At 34.4% G+C, this 20,425-nt stretch carries 8 protein-coding genes; 5 read left to right on the forward strand and 3 right to left on the reverse strand.

The genetic code is table 11. The annotated features are described in order from the left end of the window. Nucleotides 1–37 precede the first annotated feature (37 nt). From RM520_RS00560 to RM520_RS00570, 3 genes are read right to left on the reverse strand one after another with little or no spacing between them, the layout of a single operon-like run. Nucleotides 38–1,906, reverse strand: coding sequence for an alpha-amylase family glycosyl hydrolase (locus RM520_RS00560; protein WP_311386611.1), 1,869 nt, complete (start codon nucleotides 1,904–1,906; stop codon nucleotides 38–40). Then, nucleotides 1,903–4,206 carry a glycoside hydrolase family 65 protein gene (locus RM520_RS00565; protein WP_311386612.1) on the reverse strand — a complete coding sequence of 768 codons (2,304 nt, stop codon included), beginning with the start codon at nucleotides 4,204–4,206 and terminating at the stop codon, nucleotides 1,903–1,905. Before RM520_RS00565 ends, RM520_RS00560 begins: the two co-directional genes overlap by 4 nt. 24 nt (nucleotides 4,207–4,230) lie before the next feature. After that, nucleotides 4,231–5,253: a LacI family DNA-binding transcriptional regulator gene (locus RM520_RS00570; RefSeq protein WP_311386613.1), complete on the reverse strand. Its 1,023-nt coding sequence runs from the start codon at nucleotides 5,251–5,253 to the stop codon at nucleotides 4,231–4,233. Between the two features lie 334 nt (nucleotides 5,254–5,587). Between RM520_RS00570 and RM520_RS00575 the strand changes: the two genes are divergently transcribed. The 5 genes from RM520_RS00575 to RM520_RS00595 all read left to right on the forward strand — a co-directional run bounded on the left by RM520_RS00575 (nucleotide 5,588) and on the right by RM520_RS00595 (nucleotide 20,423). Further along, complete coding sequence (locus RM520_RS00575; RefSeq protein ID WP_311386614.1) at nucleotides 5,588–8,716, forward strand: SusC/RagA family TonB-linked outer membrane protein; 3,129 nt, start codon at nucleotides 5,588–5,590, stop codon at nucleotides 8,714–8,716. 20 nt (nucleotides 8,717–8,736) lie between these two features. Then, nucleotides 8,737–10,365 (forward strand): RagB/SusD family nutrient uptake outer membrane protein, encoded by a 1,629-nt coding sequence (locus tag RM520_RS00580; protein ID WP_311386615.1) that lies wholly within the window; start codon nucleotides 8,737–8,739, stop codon nucleotides 10,363–10,365. Between the two features lie 188 nt (nucleotides 10,366–10,553). Continuing rightward, nucleotides 10,554–13,853, forward strand: coding sequence for a VCBS repeat-containing protein (locus RM520_RS00585; protein ID WP_311386616.1), 3,300 nt, complete (start codon nucleotides 10,554–10,556; stop codon nucleotides 13,851–13,853). Further along, nucleotides 13,850–17,188, forward strand: a complete 3,339-nt coding sequence (locus RM520_RS00590) for a VCBS repeat-containing protein (protein WP_311386617.1) — start codon at nucleotides 13,850–13,852, stop codon at nucleotides 17,186–17,188. The genes RM520_RS00585 and RM520_RS00590 overlap by 4 nt, the downstream gene beginning before the upstream one ends. Further along, nucleotides 17,181–20,423: a VCBS repeat-containing protein gene (locus tag RM520_RS00595; protein ID WP_311386618.1), complete on the forward strand. Its 3,243-nt coding sequence runs from the start codon at nucleotides 17,181–17,183 to the stop codon at nucleotides 20,421–20,423. The genes RM520_RS00590 and RM520_RS00595 overlap by 8 nt, the downstream gene beginning before the upstream one ends. Nucleotides 20,424–20,425: the final 2 nt, after the last annotated feature.

Below are 20,425 nucleotides of genomic sequence, written 5' to 3' on the forward strand. Positions count from 1 at the left end.
TATTCATTTCTGAAATTAAGCCTATTATTTATTTTTATTATTCTATGACGCGAAAAATATAAGACTGTAATGGCTTTAATGAAACTTGAATTTTTCCAATACCATTATCGATTTCTATAGTTTCAAAATTACCATATAATTCATCTTTAATTTTATATTGTTGATTTTTTAAATTCCATTTTGCTACAATATCTTTCGGTAGTTTCAATTCGAAATCAAAGCTTTCAATTTCATCAAAATTAGAAACAATAATTAACTTTTCATCTTCGCTCCACCTCACGAAAGACAATACTCTATGATTGTAACCTTCTGTATTTTCTTTATTGTAAAAATGAACTTCTTGATATGCCTCCATTAAGGCAGAACTGTTAATTGTAAAATTTAGAAGTCTCTTATAAAAATCACGGAGCTCTTTTTCTGAGTCCGTAAGTTGTCCTCCATCGTACTTTTTATTATTCACCCAACGTTGATGTGCAGGGACTCCAACATAATCAAATATTGAAGTTCTTGTTGGGCTCCCAAAACCAGCATTTTCTGAACCATCTTCTCCTACTTCTTGGCCAAAATAAATCATAGTAGGTGATGAACTTATAGTTGCAGAAACAACCATTGCTGGCATTGCTATTTCAGCTTTTCCTACAAAATCAGGGCTTGCTATCCTTTGTTCATCATGATTCTCTAAAAAATGAAGCATATGATGTTCAATGTCTTTTAAACCATTTTGAACAACAGGTATATGATCAGTCCAGCCATAACCTTTCATAATATGTTTTATACTATCATATAACTCTACTTTATCATAGAGGTAATCCATTTTTCCTTTATAAATATAATCTCTGTACAATTTAGGGTTATATACTTCTGCTAAAATAAAAGCATCTTGGTTCTTCATTTTTATCGATGAGTTTAAGAAGCTCCAAAACTCCACGGGTACCATTTCTGCCATATCAAATCGAAAGCCATCTACTCCAAAATCTAGCCAATACAAAGTGATGTCTCTAAATTTATACCATGAATCAGGTAAGTCTTTATTCTTCCAAAATTCAAAGTGAGATTTAAAATCTTCTTGTGCATATTGACTTGGAAGGGTTTCAAAATCATAAGAACCATCTGGTCGAACACCGTAATTAATTTTAACAGTTTCATACCAATCATTAGTATGTGGTCGAACAGATCTAGAACCATTGCCAGTCCATTTAGCAGGTGCTTCTTTAAATTTGGAATCAACTAAATTATTTTTGGCACCTCCTAAGGGCAAATATCCATCTTGCCATTCAGGAACTTCAAACTCACTATTGGGAATATAATAGAAATTATTGTCCCTAGAATATTCCACATTAGTATTATCATCAGCGCCAAAATCCTTTACGCCTTTCGGGTTGGTTAAACCTTCATAATTTCGGGCAACGTGATTAGGCACAATATCAATAATTACTTTCATACCGTGTTGGTGAGTCCTATCTATCAAAGCCTTAAATTCTTCTAATCGATTAATAGGATTAAGAGCCAAATCAGGATTCACGTTGTAATAATCTTTCACCGCGTAAGGGGAACCAGCTCTACCTTTAACAACATCAGGATCATCATGTGATACTCCAATTGATGAATAATCATTGATAACTGCATGATGCGGCACACCTGTATACCACATATGTGTAATACCTAAGTCTTTAATTTCTTGAAGGGCCTTATCATCAAAATCATCAAATTTACCTACACCATTTTCCCGTAGCGTTCCCCAAGGTTTATTTGTGGTATTAGTATTCCCAAAAAGACGAGTAAAAACCTGATAAACCACCACTTTCCTTTTTTGCATAACTTCAGGTTCTATTTTTTTAATGTTTTCTCTTTTACAGCTATGAATTAAAGCAACTACGATGATGGTCAAGGTTAAAAGTCTTTTCATACATTGACTTGTTTGCCTGGTAGTAAGATTACACGTTGATTATTTACTCTTATTGACATTTCTTCTTGACCTGTTAGTTCAAAAGAAGTGTTATCAACAGAAACACTAACCTTGATTATCCTATTTCTAAAATTGACTTTAAATGAATAAGATTTCCACTGTTTTGGAATTTGAGGAGTAAAACAAAGTTTATCTTCAAGCACCCGCATACCGCCAAACCCTTCAACAATACTCATCCAAGTACCTGCCATTGAAGTAATATGTAAACCTTCTTCAACTTCTTTATTATAATCATCTAAATCTAATCGAGAAGTTCGCAAATAAAATGTGTAAGCCTGATCCATCCGGCCTAGTTTAGCCGCTTGAATACTATGTACACATGGTGATAATGAAGACTCGTGTACTGTAAAAGGTTCATAAAAATCAAAATGTTTCTCTAATTCTTCTATAGAAAAATCTTCTTCAAAAAGATAAAATCCTTGTAAAATATCAGCTTGTTTTATGTAAGGTGAACGCAAAATTCTATCCCAACTCCATTTTTGATTAATTGGTCGATCTGATTTAGCCAAATCATTAACCTTAATCAGTTCTTTATCTAAGAACCCATCTTGCTGCAAAAATATTTGATGCTTTTTTGAGAAAGGAAAGAACATATTAGACGCAACTTCATCCCATAAATCCGTCTCATCAGAAGTCAATTTGGTATGGGCAATGATTCGATCATAATCAACCGGATATCCATCTTTAACTTTTTGCAATTGTTTTAATGTGTATTTGATACACCATTTTGCTAAATAGTTCGTATACCAATTATTATTGATATTATTTTCATATTCATTAGGTCCAGTAACACCTAAAATGACAAACTTTTTCTTTTTTGATGAGTAATTAGCACGTTGATGCCAGAATCGAGCAATGCCTATTAACACCTCAAGACCCATTTCAGGTATATAACTATAGTCACCTGTAAAACGGTAATAATTATAAATTGCAAAAGCTATTGCTCCGTTTCTATGTATTTCTTCAAAAGTAATCTCCCATTCGTTATGACATTCTTCTCCATTCATGGTTACCATAGGATATAATGCCGCACCGTTTGAAAAACCTAATTTTTTCGCATTCTCAATAGCTTTTTCTAAATGATTGTAACGATATTCCAATAAACTCCATGCCACTTCTTGGTTTTTAGTAGCCATATAAAATGGAAGACAATACGCTTCAGTATCCCAGTAGGTACTACCGCCGTACTTTTCTCCAGTAAATCCTTTAGGACCAATATTCAATCTAGAATCTTTACCTAAATAAGTTTGATTTAATTGAAAAATATTGAAGCGAATGCCTTGTTGAGCTTTAACATCACCTTCAATTGTAATATCACTCATTTCCCAAATAGCAGCCCAAGTTTGTTTTTGCTTTTTTAATAAAACCTCAAATCCTAATTCTGAAGCTTCATTTAAAAGATGATTTGCGGCATCAATTAGTTCTGAAGGTTTATGATTTGTTGAAACAGTATATCCACCATACTTAGTTAATGTAATAGTTTCGTTTGTTTTAAGTTCATGCTGAAATTGGCAACCAACAACAAGCTCTTCATCTTGAAGCTCTAAAACTTCAATCATTTGATTGTTGACTTCTGCTGTGGCTTCCATAAAAGTACATGTAGCAAAATTGGTTTTCATGGTGTGTGCTTCGATAAAAGCACGATTGCCAATTGAAGCTACACTTGTAGTATTCCAAAATTTATCGTCCCAGTTACTATCTTCATTAGTTATACCGCTATCAATGTAAGGTGTCATTCTGATATTAGCATCCGAATTCAAGACCGTCAATTTATATTCAATGGCACCAAGCTCATCTAAGTCCAAACTTAAAAATCGTTGAACATCAACTTTTACTTCAATATCATTGGGTAGAGTGGCTTGAAAACTGCGTATATACCAACCTTCTTTCATGTTTAATTCTCTCTTAAAAGAAGTAACCTTTTTACAAGTGGCCAAGTCAAGCGCTTGTTCATTAACATGAATATTGATTCCAATCCAATTTGGAGCGTTTAGAACTTTAGCAAAATATTCTGGATATCCGTTTTTCCACCATCCTACTCTAGTTTTATCTGGGTAATAAACACCTGCTATGTAGCTTCCTTGAAAAGTATCGCCGGAATAGTACTCTTCAAAATTAGCACGCTGACCCATAGCGCCGTTACCAATACTAAATAGGCTTTCAGAAGATTTAACTCTATCTGTTTCAAAACCCTCCTCAATAAGTGACCAAGGGTTTGGCTTTATATAATCTTGATTCATTAAAACTGCAGAATTTGCGCAAATTTAATTAATTGTAGAATCACGTTCAATTAATGTAGGCTCTAAAATTTTAGTTTGAAACGTTTCAGATTCATCTTCACTTTCAACTTTTTCTATTAACATTTCTGCTGCTAATTCACCCATCTTTTCTCCATGTTGAGCAATAGCAGTCAAACTCGGATTAGCATATTTTGACAAAAGTCCGTCAGTAAAGCCAATAAAAGATATATCCTCAGGTATTTTTAAGCCATTGTCTTTAACGCATCGCATTCCATAAATAGCAAAAATTTCATTTACACATAGTACAGCATCAATATCTGCTTTTTCAAAAAATTCTTTGAAAAGTTCTTCTTGCATGCCCATACTTGGCAACCTTAATATAATATCATTATCTACTTTGATATTATTATCATTCAAGGCCTTTAAATATCCATCTGTTCTGGCTTTACTTACGCTCAGATAGTCTTCAGTAGTAACGAGGGCTATTTTCTTTCTTCCTTCTTCAATGAGCTTTTTTGTAGCAATGTAGGCTCCCATTTTATCATCGATAATAATTTTATCACAATTAACCGCATTGGTTACTCTATCGAAAAGAACTAATGGTATACCTTGTTCTGTTACCTCTTTCAGATGATTGTAATCATTCCTCAATTGTGTATCAGATGATAAGGACATTATAAATCCATCTATACTTCCATTAGCCAGCATCTCCATATTAATGACTTCTTTATCAAAAGACTCATCTGATAAGCATACAATTACATTGTATCCTTTAGTATTGGCATGTTTTTCAATTCCTCGAACCACAGTGGTAAAAAAATGGTGTACTATATCCGGAATTACCACACCTATGTTTTTAGTTCGCTTATTTTTTAAACTTATGGCTATATTATTGGGTTTATAGTTATAAAGTTTTGCGAATGCTTGAATCTTTTCCTTTGTGTCTCTGCTGATTTCCTCACTATTCTTAAGCGCCTTGGAAACTGTAGAAATTGACACTTCTAATTCTTTTGCGATATGCTTTAAAGTGATTTTTTGCTTTAACATAAATATTTCAGTAAAGAGTATTGAACCTCGGAAATTAACTAATATATAATTAAGGTAGAATTTAAGTTAGGATTTAACATAAAAAGCCTTATTCACTAAAAAATAAAAAATAGTATATTTGCCCGTATTTTATTAGATTTCGTATTAATAACCTAGGTTATTTACGAATTAGATAATTTAACACCTTTACAATTATTATTGCCATATCGCCCAAAGTTATTAACACGAAACCGTTTTCGTGGTTTTGGGTTTTTGGCCAAAACTAGAATTAACATTTTTTTTACATATGTTTAATGCTTGAATTTAAATTAACTAAACTTAAAATTAATTATTTATGAAGATTACGCTACTTAAAGGCTTACTGCTAATTGGAGCATTCGTGTGCTTTGGTGCAGCAAAAGCCCAGACGGTATCAGGTACTATTTCTGATGCTAATGGTCCACTACCAGGGGCGAGTGTCTTGGTAAAAGGTACAACAAATGGTACTCAAACTGACTTTGATGGTAATTACACCCTTAATAATGTGGGTGATGATGCAACCTTAGTAGTTAGCTACATTGGGTTCAAAACATTCGAAACTGCTGTAAATGGCAGATCCTCAATTAATGTAACTCTAGAAGAAGATGCACAAGCACTTGATGAAGTGGTTATCATTGGTTACGGTAGTACTACCGTGAAAGATGCTACTGGATCGGTTGCCGCAATTACCTCGGATGAATTTAATAGCGGTGCTATTGTAGCCCCTGAGCAATTAATTCAAGGTAAAACCGCTGGTGTTAATATTCAACAATCAAGTGGTGAACCAGGTGCTGGTATCCAAGTGAATATTAGAGGTTCCAATTCTGTACGTGGTAATAACAATCCACTATTTGTAGTCGACGGAGTTCCATTATTTGGTGAAAATACTGATGCACAAGGTGATACCGGAAACGGTGGAAGTGATGTTGGTAATCCATTGAACTTCTTAAACCCAAGTGATATTGAAAGCATGAGTATCCTTAAAGATGCCTCTGCTACGGCCATTTATGGTTCTCGTGGTGCTAATGGTGTTATCATTATTACAACAAAAAGTGGTAGAGCAGGTTCAGGAGGAACATGGGAGCTTTCTTCTAACATTAGCGTAGCGTCTCCGGTAAGACAATTTGACTTACTAAATAGAGATGAGTACTTATCTGCTGTTACTCAGTTTGGTGGTAATGCTGCTGCTAACGATTTTGGTGCAGATACAGATTGGCAAGAATATATTTTGCGTTCTGCAACATCTACTAATCACAATTTAGCCTATTCTCAGAACTATGGTTCAGGTAATGTAAGAGCAACTTTCGGTTACCAAAAGCAATTCGGTGTTATCGAAAAGTCTGAATTCGAAAGAATCACGGGAAGAGTAAATTGGAACCAACGTTTCTTAGATGATAAGTTAACGCTTGCTATACAAACTTCTATTTCACGCACTAATCGTGAACAACCGCCAGTTGCTGCTGGAGCTGGATTTAGAGGTGATATTCTTGGTGCTGCTTACTCTGCAAATCCAACATGGCCTGCCAACCCAGGTTTTGATGATGGCGGTGGTCTTACTCAGCCAGCTAATTACTTGAATGAAACTCAAAACATAACTAACACCAACAGATATCTTTTAAATGGTTCTGTAAACTATGCGTTTACACCAGAACTTAGTGGTAAAGTTAATTTGGGTTATGATGTTTCTGATAGTGAAAACGTATCGGTACTTTCTTCAAATCTACAGAACTTCAATGGCATAGAAGGTTTAGGTTTCGGAACGTTTAATTCATTAGAACGAGAAAACTCTACTCTAGAAGTGACTTTAAGTTACAATAAAGATTTAGGCAATTCTAATTTAGATATTGTTGCTGGGTATGCATTTCAAGACTTTAGAACTTTTGGTTTTAACTCTCAAGGTCGAGGCTTTGGAACAGCAAACCTTAACGAAATGGGTCAGGATTTAGTAAATACAATTAATGGTGCTCAAGGAGTCATCTCTGGCGGTTATCAACAATTTGCTTATGGAATAAACAGTTCAGGTTTAGTTGTAAATAGATTATTCCCGAGTCCTGTAACTGAAATCTTGCCTTTTACATTTGGTAGAGATGTGCAATCAGCTACTTTTGATCAATTCGATAACACTGATGAATTACAATCATTCTTTGCTAGAGTTAATTATAGTATAAATAGCAAGTATTTGTTTACAGGTACTTTTAGAGCTGATGGTTCTTCAAGGTTTGGACCTGATAATCAGTATGGGTACTTCCCTTCTGGTGCATTTGCATGGCAAATGGCTGAAGAAGATTTCATAGGTGATAATGTTTCTACTTTAAAACTGCGTTTGAGTGCAGGTATTGTAGGTAACCAAGCTGGTTTAGGGTACGGTAACTTCGTAACACGTGAACGTTTTACAGGAATAGGAACACAAACATCGCTTGAAATTTTTGAAAATAACTTTGGTACTGCACCAGTGGCGTTTGAAAGAACTGACCTTAGATGGGAAGAGACTTTAAACTTAAACGTTGGTTTAGACTTTGGTTTTAATAACGACAAGTTTAGTGGTAGCCTTGATGTTTATAGTAATACTACTAATGACTTATTATTGCAATTACCACCAGCATTCCCTTCTGTAAGTGCATTCCAATTTGGTAATGTAGATGCTAGTGTTGTTAACCAAGGTATTGAATTAGCTTTAGGTTATGATTTTATTGAAACTGACAAAGCTTCTTTCTCTGCTAACTTTAACATTGCATACAATCAAAACGAGATACAAGATTTTACTGGGGCAATAAATACTGGTGAAATTAACGGCCCTGGTCTTTCGGGCGCTTTTGCTCAAAGATTTGAATCTGGTTATTCTTTATTTTCATACTACATGGCGACCTTCGAAGGTTTTGATGGTGAAGGAAATCCTATTTATACGGATATTGACGGTAACGGTGTTGGTGATCCAGATGCAGATAAGTCTTTTGTTGACAAAGATGGTCTACCAGATGTAACTGCTGGTCTTTCTCTTAACGCTAGTATCGGTAATTGGGATGTAACAACTTTCTTCTCTGGACAATTTGGCTTCTCAGTATATAATAACACAGCTAACGCTTTGTTTAATGCTGGACAAATTGGTACTGCAAGAAATATTACTCAAAATGTAGTAACTAGTGGTGAAAATCCAGGAGCATCTACTGCTGTTTCGACTCGTTTCTTAGAAAGTGGAGATTTTGTTCGTTTTCAAAACGCAACCATTGGGTACAATGTGCCTCTAAGTAGTGATAATGCGCTTAAGAGTTTACGTCTTTCCCTTACAGGTCAGAACTTATTCTTAATTACGGATTATAGTGGTATTGACCCAGAAGTAAATGTGGCTACGGCTACACTTGGTTCAGGAGTGCCTACTAGAGGAATCGATTGGTCAGCATTCCCGCGTCCAAGAACAATCACTTTTGGCATAAATGCTACATTTTAATTAAAAAATTGTAAGAAATCATGAAAAAAAATTCAATTAAAATTTATTTAATGTTTTCCCTTTGTGCACTGGTTTTTGCCTCTTGTACAGATTTGGAAATCGACGAAACGGATTCATTCATTAGCGAAGGCTTTCAAGGTCTTCAAGATCCAGCCTCAAGTTTAAACTCGCTTTATGGAAATTTTGGGGCACTGGGTGACCAGGCGAACACTTTTGCTTTGAATGAGGTTACTACTGATGCCTTTCTTATCCCTACAAGGGGTGCGGATTGGGGTGATAACGGTCGTTGGAGAAAGCTACATACGCATGAGTGGGGCCTTGAAGAAACTGACATCCTTACACCATTTCAACAATGGACTTCAGCTCAGCTTTTGGCATCTAGAATATTAGATTCTAGAAGTAATGCCGATGCCGGTACTGCTGCGCAAGCCAATTTTTTAAGAGCTTATGCAATGTGGATGACACTTGATTTGTATGGTCAAGTTCCATTTAGAGATACTCAATTACCTGACAGTGATTTACCTACTGTTTTATCCGGAGCTGATGCTGTTAACTTTATAGTTGCAGATCTTGACGCTGCAATTGCTGGTTTACCAACTGTGTCTCCTGGAGATATGGATAATTTAAGACTTGCATCCAAGGCTTCTGCTCGTTTTCTTAAAGCGAAAGTTCTTTTAAACAAACATGTCTATGAAACACAATTGAGTGGCGGCGGAGGAACTGCCGCATCGGGTGACATGAGCGAGGTCATATCTTTAGTAGATGCTATTGCTGCAGACGGTTTTGCTTTAGAAAGCATGGACTATTTCGAAATTTTCGAATCCTCTGCTGATACAGAAACTATTTACTGGATTCAAACAGGTGTTGGAAACCGTATTTTCAACGGTCTTCACTACAATTCTACTGGCTTAGGCGGTGGAGGCTGGAATGGCTTCAGTACACTTGCTGAATATTATGATATGTTCGAAGGTGACGCTAATGCTAACGAATATGACACTGACAGAAATCCTATTTCAGGACAAGAAAGACGTCGTGGTGGTGTTCCAAAAAATGGGATTCCATTTAGCGGTGCCGCTGGCACAAGTGATAATGGTGGATTTGAAGATGGATCTAATGTCGGTGAAGGTTTCTTAATAGGACAACAATATGCTCTTGACGGAACAGCTTTACAAGATAGACAAGGTGCTCCACTTGAATTCTCTAGAGAATTTGTTGATGGAAATGGCGCAAATAGTCTAATCAACAACAGTGAAAGAACCGGGATACGATTAATGAAGTACAGCCCACGATTTGATGGTGGTTTTAGTAACACTCAAATATTTTTCAGATACGCTGACGCTCACTTAATGAAAGCTGAAGCTATGTTAAGAAGTGGTAGCGATGCAACTGCGATGGTAAATGAGTTACGAACATTAAGAGGTGCTACACCACTTGGAACTGTTTCTGAATCAGATTTACTTGAAGAAAGAGGAAGAGAATTATTTGCTGAACAAGTGCGTAGAACTGATATGATACGCTTTGGGCAATACTTACGAGATTGGGAGTTTAAAGGAACTTCTGAAGTTGGTAATCAAACCAGAGCACTTTTCCCAATTCCACTGCCACAATTATTGGCCAACCCTAACTTAGTACAAAATCCTGGTTATTAATTTTTAGCCATTTAAGTTATAAGAAAACCCGCTCTATGGAGCGGGTTTTTTCATATTCATAACTTTTCTCTAGTTCAAAACGCAACCTATTTTTAGTAATCCATCTTGATTTAAAGTTGATAATAAGTTATTCTTATAACTTTATTACTTTTACCTATTTCTAGAATATTTTTGCCACTTTTCATTTTATGAACAGGATCGTTTTCTCTATTATTTTAATTTTAATCTCCTCCTATTCTTGCATCAGGCAGGAAGAGAAAATATTTTCTGAAATTTCCCCTAGGTATAGTGGGGTGAAATTCGCTAATAACTTATCAAACAGTCCAAATCTTAATATACTTAACTACTTATACTACTATAATGGGGCTGGTACTATTTCGGCAGATTTTAACAATGACAATCTTATCGATCTTTATTTTGTTGGCAACCAAATTTCTGATGAATTATATTTGAATAAGGGTGATTTTAAATTTGAACGTGTAACTGAAATTTCTGGTATTTTTTCATCCGTAGGCTGGTCTACAGGAGCAACACAAGTTGATATCAATAATGATGGGTACTTAGATATATACCTTTGTAAAGCTTCAGGATACCGCAATCTAAAAGGAAAAAACCTCTTATATATTAACCAAGGCCCAAATGATAAAGGAATACCAATTTTTGAAGAAAAAGCTTCTGATTATGGATTAGATTTTGAAGGTCTTTCTACAACGGCCTCGTTCTTTGATTTTGATATTGATGGTGATTTAGACATGTACCTTTTGAATCATTCTGTTCATCCAAATCGAACTTATGGTCGTGGTTCCCAAAGAACAAAAATTGATACTTTATCTGGAGATAGACTTTACCAAAACAACAATGGCCATTTTATTGATATTAGTTCTAAAGCCGGAATATTTCAAGGTAAATCTGGTTATGGGCTTGGGATATCAATTAGTGATATCAATAATGATGGATATCCTGATATATATGTTGGTAATGATTTTTACGAAAATGACTATTTGTATATAAATCAACAAAACGGAACATTTCAAGAAATAATCTCTGCTGATTCAGAACGAATTGGTCATACCACACACTTTTCCATGGGTAACGATATTGCCGATATCAATAATGATGGTTTCATGGATATTATTTCTTTAGACATGCTACCTGAAAACCTTGAAACCTATAAAACTTCTGGACTGGAGTATGCTTACCCCATTTATAGGCAATATTTAAATCAAGGTTTTTCTCCACAATACATGCAGAACACTCTCCATTTAAATCTTAAAAACGGAACATTTGCCGAAATTTCTAATCTAGCTGGACTTTCAGCAACAGAATGGTCTTGGGGAGCCCTTTTTGCCGATTTCGATAATGATGGCTTTAATGATGTTTTTATTTCAAATGGAATAAAAGGGGCTACCAATGATATGGACTATATGAATTTTATAGCCAATGATGCCATACAAAAAAGGATAGATGCCGGAATGACCAATTCCGACATGCCATTAATAGATGAGCTCCCCGAGAAAAAAGTATCAAACTATTTTTTTAAAAACAATGGCGATTTAACCTTTTCCAATTCTACTGAGTCTTGGTTTACTAAGAAACCTACATTTAGTAATGGAACAACCTATGCCGATTTAGATAATGATGGAGACTTAGATATTGTCGTTAATAACATTGACGATAATCCTTTAATTCTAAAAAATAATTCTACTGAAGGAAACCATTTAATTGTTAAGCTTGAGGGTAGTGGACGAAATCGACACGGAATCGGAGCAAAAATTACTGCCTTTGTCAATAACAAAATAATGTATCGAGAACAATTTATATCCAAAGGTTATTTATCAAGCACATCCAATAAAATACATTTCGGTATCGGTAAAGACAGTTTAATCGACAGTCTTAAAGTAGTATGGCCTGATGGCTTAGAACAAACTAGATATAAAGTTACTCCTAATAAAGTCATTAATTTAAACCAAGTGGAGGCTAATTCTAAACGCGACTATTCAAAAAATAGCAAGTCACAACACTTAAAGAAGATTGACTCCCTTATAAACTTTGTTCATAAAGAACAAGTTACCTTAGATTTTGACCGCGAACCTCTTATTCCTTTTGCTGCATCTAATCAAGGCCCCAACATTTCAATTATTGACTTCAATCAAGATGGTTTGGATGATGTATTTATTACTGGTGGAAAAAATCAAGCTTCCGAATTACACATTCAATCCGAGAATGGAACTTTTAAGGTCAATCAAGAAAATAATTTTGAATTACATAGACTACATGAAGACCTAGCTAGTAGTTTTTTTGATGCCGATAATGATGGTGATATAGATTTATTAGTAGCTAGTGGTGGAAATGAATTTAAAAGTGGGAAACCTATAGAACCAAGACTATATATAAATGAAAAAGGTAATCTATTCTTCAAGGAATCCAACTTTAAAGGAATCAGCATTAATGCATCAAAAATTATAACTAATGACTTTGATAACGATGGTGATGTTGACGTTTTTATTACATCGGACATAGAACCGTTACAATATGGCAAAACTCCAAAACAGTATATTTTTCAGAATGATGGAACAGGTAATTTTGAAGACGTGACTGCCTTGTTAGCACCAGAATTTGAATTTCTAGGTAATGTTAAAGATTTAGTTTTTAACGATATCAACAATGATGATTTAATTGACTTTGTTGCCGTAGGACATTGGATGCCCATATCAATTTTTATAAACAACGGTACTGAATTTCGTCTTCAGAAAAATAATCAATTATCAAATACTAATGGCTGGTGGAATACTGTTAAAGCTGAAGATTTTGATAATGATGGAGATGTCGATATTATAGCTGGTAACTGGGGGTTAAACACAAAATTTAAATCTTCAGTTGAATCGCCTCTAACTCTTTATAGCACTGATTTTGACGATAACGGATCTATTGAACCTTTAGTTACTTATTTTCATAAAGGGGTTGAAACTCCTTTCGCATCTAAAGATGATTTGGTCAAACAAATGCCTTTTTTAAATAAAAAGTATCTTTCGTATAGCAGTTTTGCCAAAGCTTCAATTAAGGAGCTCTTTGGAGAAAATAAACTTGAGAAAGCAAAGCAAAAGAAAGTCTTTGAACTTAAAAGTTGCTTTTTTAAGAATAACGGTACTGGGGGGTTTTTGAAAAGAGCATTACCACTAATAGCCCAATCTTCTATTATTTATGACATTGCAATCGAAGATTTCAATAATGATGGTTTTAATGATTTGTTAATTGTTGGTAATGACTTCGAAATTAGTACGCAGTTAGGTAGATTAGATGCATTACATGGGGTAATTTTGCAAAATGATAAAAAAGGTGACTTTTATTGGGATACAGAGGAGTTGCCAGACATTAATGGCGCTGCAAGAACAATAAAAGAAATTGAAATAAATGGGGCTGAACATTATATGATTGGGATTAATTCGAAAGCACCAATTTTTTTATCAAAAAAGAAATCAAAACAATGAGAATATACTTGCCTAATATTTTTTTGCTACTGTTATTTTTAAGTAGTTGTAATAAAGAAGTGAAAGAAGAAGTGGTAACATCGCCAACACTTTTTACCTTATTAGATGCTCAAGAAACTGGAGTTGATTTCATCAATAAAGTTGAAAATCAAAAGAACTTTAACATATTCAAGTATCGTAATTTTTATAACGGAGGTGGTGTAGCTATTGGCGATATTAATAATGATGGTTTGTCTGATATTTACCTAACCGGTAATATGGAGCCCAATAAACTATATTTAAATAAAGGTGATTTCAAATTTGATGACATATCTGAAAGTGCAGGAATAAAAGGAAATAAACCATGGTCTACCGGGGTTGTAATGGTAGATATCAACGCAGATGGTTTATTAGATATTTATGTTAGTAATGCTGGTAATCTTGAAGGAAATAATCATGATAATGATCTTTATATAAACAATGGTGATTTAACTTTTACTGAAAAGGCAAGCGAATATAATCTAGCCGAAACTGGGTTTTCTACACATGCCTCCTTTTTTGACTATGATAAAGATGGTGATTTAGATGCTTACATTTTAAACAATAGTAATATCCCAGTAAGTAGTTTGGGTTACGCTGAACAAAGGGACGTCAGAGCACAAGATTGGGAAGGAGTGCCACATATATTTCGAGGAGTTGGTGACATGTTATTGCGCAATGATAATGGTAAATATGTTGATGTTAGTGAGGACGCTGGTATTTATGGTAGTCTTATAGGTTTTGGACTTGGAGTTTTGGTTACTGATATTAACAATGATCTATACCCTGATATTTACGTATCCAATGATTTTTACGAACGTGATTACTTATACATCAATCAAAAAGATGGCACTTTTTCAGAAGAAATAAAGGCATATACTTCACATTTGAGCCTATCAGCCATGGGCATTGATATCGCAGACATTAATAATGATGGTTACAATGATATTTTTATTACTGACATGCTTCCTGAACCTGACGAACGTGTAAAATCAGTCATGGAATTTGAAGGTTACAATGTATTTGATTTAAAACAATCAAAAGACTTTTACCAACAGTACATTCAAAATACTTTACAACTAAACAATGGAAATGGCACATTTTCTGAAATAGCATATTACAGCGGAGTAGACGCAACAGATTGGAGTTGGGCAGGATTATTGTTTGACATGGACAATGATGGCTTAAAAGACATTTTTATTACTAATGGTATCAACCATGACCTTACAGATTTAGATTTTGTTGACTTTTTTGCAAATGAAATCATTCAAAAAATGGCATTAACAGGTCGAAAAGAGTCTATTGATTCGATTATCAATAAAATGCCTATAAAACCTCAACACAATTATGCTTACAAGAATAACGGCGACATCACTTTTGACAATGCCAATAAAGAATGGGGATTTGACTTGCCTACACGCTCTAATGGAGCAGCATATGGCGACTTAGACAATGATGGAGATTTAGATTTGGTTATTAATAATGTAAATACCAAGACTTTTATCTATAAAAACAATTCAGAAAGTCAATCTAATAATAATTACATTCAATTAAAATTTAAAGGAAAAGGAGAAAATCCTTTTGCGGTTGGTACTCTTGCAAAATTCTATTTTGATGGTAATATTGTCAATCAAGAACTAATCCCTTCTAGAGGCTTTCAATCTTCAGTTGACTATACTATGACACTAGGATTAGGTCAAACAAAAACTATTGATTCAATTCGCATAATTTGGCCAGACTCTAAAACTGAAAAATTGGCTAATACCATAGCAAATCAAGTTGTGTCCTTAGACTGGAATAATGCAACAGAAACTTATGTTACAAAACCAAATAAAATAGATAAAGCCTACCTCACGGAGCTAAATACTCCTCAATTTGTATCTCATAATGAAGATGGGTATAACGATTTTGACTACGAGGGACTCATTTATAAAAAATTATCTCAAGAAGGCCCTTCGCTTGCTGTTGCCGATGTAAATAATGACGGAAACGAAGACTTTTTTGTGGGTGGGGCTAATGGACAACCAGGAAGTTTATACATACACAATGGCAATGGTAAAGTAGCACTTAAAAACATCTCTGTATTTGAGAATGATAAAGAATTTGAAGATGTTGCAGCTGCCTTTTTTGATGTTGATAATGATGGTGACCAAGACTTAATGGTAGGTTCTGGCGGTAATAACTATAATTTACAACGTAGCTACAAAGCAAGGTTGTATTTAAATGATGGTAATGGCTCTTTTTCAAAGTCACCTAATGAACTACCATCAACATTTAAAAATATAGCTACAATCTCTCCACATGATTTTGACAAGGATGGAGATATTGATGTCTTTATTGGGTCAAGAAGTGTTGTTTCAGTGTATGGTATAACACCGGACCACTTATTGTTAGAAAACAAAGGAGATGGCACCTTCGATAATGCAACCGAAAGACTAGGTTATGAGCTAAAAGATGCTGGAATGGTAACGAACTCTCTTTGGGTAGATATTGATGGTGACGATAAAAAGGACTTAGTTATAACAACAGATTGGGATGCCCCTAAAATTTATAAAAATAATGGCCGTAGATTAACTCAATTGGTTTCTGGATTAGACAGTTTAAAGGGATGGTGGAACGCAATTGAAGCTGTAGATTTTGACAATGATGGAGACCAAGACTTAGTTTTGGGTAATATGGGATCTAATTTACATTATAAACCAACAGAAGGTCATCCAATGAAGATGTGGGTTAATGACTTCGATGGTAATGGAACTTTAGAGCAGATTGTAACCCAAAACTATAACGGTGGTGATTATCCTATTCATCAAAAAAAGGAGGTTACAGAGCAAATTGTTGCATTGAAAAAAGAAAACTTAAGAGCATCAGATTATGCTCGTAGAACAATCAATGAATTATTCCCCCAAGAGATAATCGAAAATTCAATCGTAAAAGAATCCCGTATTTCAGAATCTATTATTGCAGTCAATGAAGGTAATGGTAAGTTTTCCGTTCAAAAATTACCTCCCAGAGTTCAATTATCTTGTGTATGTGATATTACTTGTGCCGATGTTAATAGGGATGGAAAAGTTGATTTGATTATGGCTGGCAATAATTTTGAATTTAAACCACAGTTTTCAAGATTAGATGCTAGTTATGGCAATGTTTTATTAAATAATGGGGAACAAGGCTTTGAATGGCAAAACTATGATGTCAGTGGTTTCGCGATTAAAAATGAAGTTAAATATTTAGAGCAATTTAAAGACAAAACGGGCAAAACCTTTATAATAGCAGCAATTAATAATGAAGAACCAAAAATATTTGCATTGAATGAATAAACTGCTTAGAAATATTTTTGCTCTATTGGTATTTTGTGGTTGTAAAAATGATGACCAACTATTCAAAAGTCTTAATCAAAATAAAACCGGTATTGATTTTGTCAACACCATAACGGAATCTAATGAACTAAACATTCTTGATTATCTTTATTTTTACAATGGTGGTGGTGTGGCGATTGGGGATATTAACAACGATGACTTACCTGATATTTTCTTCACGGGTAATCAAGTAAAAAACAAATTGTATCTAAACAAAGGAAATCTGCAATTTGAAGATATTTCTTTGAATGCTCAAGTTGAAGGTAAAAGTACTTGGAATACTGGTGTCACTATGGCTGATGTTAATGGAGACGGTTATTTAGATATATATGTTTGTGCGGTAGTAGGGATAAATGGTTTCAATGGTTACAATGAACTTTATATAAATAACCAGGATAATACGTTTACCGAAAGTTCCACTGAGTATGGATTAGATTTTGATTCTTATAGTTCAAATGCTGCCTTCTTTGATTATGATTTAGATGGCGATTTGGATCTTTATTTACTCAATCACGCAGTTCATACGCAAAATTCATATGGTAATGCTGATTTAAGAAATAAACGCAACTACCAAACAGGAGATAAGTTGTTGCGCAACGACAATGGTCAATTTAAAGATGTTAGTGAACAGGCTGGAATATTCGGAGGTATTAACGCCTACGGCCTAGGCTTAGCCGTATCTGATTTTAATTTAGATGGATATCCGGATTTATATATAGGCAATGATTTTCATGAAGATGATTATTATTATTTAAATAATGGAGATGGCAGCTTTACTGAAAGCTTAAAACAATTTTTTGGTCACACTAGTAGGTTCTCTATGGGAAGTGATGTCGCGGATATTAATCACGATGGTAGACCAGATATGATTTCTTTAGATATGTTGCCAGAAGATGAAACAGTTCTCAAATCTTCAGAAGGTGATGACAATGTTCAAATACAAAGACTAAGAACTGAGCAATTTGGTTATCATTACCAATTTACCCGAAATATGCTTTATGTAAATCAGCCAGATGGCAACTACCTTGAAACCGCTCTTTTAAGTGGTGTTGCAGCAACAGATTGGAGTTGGAGTGCCTTATTTGGTGATTATGACCTTGATGGGGAGCAGGATTTGTTTGTCGCTAACGGAATTTCAAAAAGACCGAATGACCTTGACTTTGTAAAATTTGTTTCTAATGATCAAATTCAGAAAAAAATTGACAATACAAAATTGGTTGATCAAAAAGCAATTGACCTAATGCCTTCAGGTAACGCTCACAACTATATTTTTAAAGGCCATAAGGGATTGAACTTTGAAGATATGTCTGGCCAATGGATGACAAACGATACTATTATTTCTGGGGCCACTGCTATGGCAGATTTAGATGGTGATGGTGATTTAGATCTAGTAACCAATAATATTAACACGCCTGCTTCCATTTACCTTAACCAAACAAATCAAACGGCAAATCACTTAAAAATTAAATTTAATTATGGTGATAGGAATGTATTTGGTATCGGCACCAAAGTCTATTCTTATCATAACAATATTCTTCAGTACAAAGAGCTTTTCCCAACGAGAGGCTTTCAAGCTAGTTCAGAACCTTTTATCCATTTTGGTTATGGGGATGCCCAAAAAGTTGACTCGATAAGAATAGTTTGGCCAAATAAGACTTCTCAAGTTTTGACAGATGTTGCTATTAACCAAACACTTATTGTCAAACCAGAAGGCACAGAACAATTTAGCTACCATCTTTTAAATAAAAAATCTATTCCATTATTCAAAAAAGTTGCCAATAATTTAGGAATTGAATTTGAACATCAAGAAGATAGCTACAATGATTTTTTGAAAGAGAAATTGATGCCCTATAAAGCATCAGATAGAGGGCCTGCCGTTGGTGTTGCAGATTTAAATTTGGATGGCCAAGAAGATATTTTCTTTGGTGGATCAAGATTTATTCCTTCCCAAATTTATATTCAAAAAGACTCGGGTTTTACAAAAGAAAAAACACCGAATATAACAAAAGACTCAATTAAGGAAGATATCAGCATTGCTATCGCAGATTTTAATGGAGATCACAAAAACGATATTCTGTTAGGTTCAGGGGGAGCCCACTTTACCGGTAAAGCAAAAGCTCTTTTAGATAGCTATTATATTAAAGAAGATAACGGTTTTAGCACAGGAAAACTGCCCGATTATTTTCAAAATGCCTCGGTTATCAGACCCTTTGACTACGACAATGATGGGGATTTAGATGTTTTTATTGGTGGTCATACGGTAAGCTCAAACTTCGGACAAACACCAGAATCGGTATTGTTAGTTAACGAAAATGGAACTTTTTCAATTCTTGATAATTTTATTGGAAAAAACTCCGGAATGGTGACAGATGCCGTTTGGGATGATTTTGATAAAGATGGCGTAAAAGACCTAATTGTTGTTGGAGAATGGTTTTCACCCAAATTCTATAAGAATTTGAATGGAGAGCTCATCGCAATTCAATCACTAGACTTAAGCGGTCTCTGGCAGACTATTGAACCTTTTGATATTGATAATGATGGGGATACTGATTACCTGCTTGGTAATTGGGGAACTAATTCAAAATTCAATGCATCAATTAAAAAGCCGCTTAAATTATATGTAGGTGATTTTGATAAAAATGGTCAAACTGAAACGATTACTGCAATAGATAAAAACGGGGCGTATTACCCATTGGAAGGGTTAGATGAACTCAGTTCTCAGATGGTTTCACTGAGAAAAAAATATACCAACTATCGTTCTTTTGCTGGTCAATCAATAGAAGAAATTTTAGGTGAAGAAAGTATGGATAGGGCTACAATATTAAAAGTCACAACTTTACAATCTGGTTATTTAAAAAATAATAATGGGGTTTTCAATTTCATTCCTTTTTCCAATGAACTGCAGGTTTCTCCGATTTTGAAATTCTTAGTCCATGATTTCGATGGTAATGGCGATAATGAAGTTCTAATAGGTGGTAATTATTTTGGAGTTAAGCCATATCAAGGAAGGTTTGATTCTTTCCCTGGTGCTATATTAAAAAATGAAAATGAGATTATTTTAGGAAATACATTAGGCCTTGATTTTACTAAAAAATCTATCCGTCACCTGAACATAATAACGTTTAAAAATAAGTCATATTTACTTGCGACTTTCAATGATGCTAAAGCTCAAGTCTATGAATTCGAAACTAAATAGAT

Origin of the sequence: Croceitalea vernalis (assembly GCF_031846405.1) — a bacterium.
Lineage (GTDB): Bacteria > Bacteroidota > Bacteroidia > Flavobacteriales > Flavobacteriaceae > Croceitalea > Croceitalea vernalis.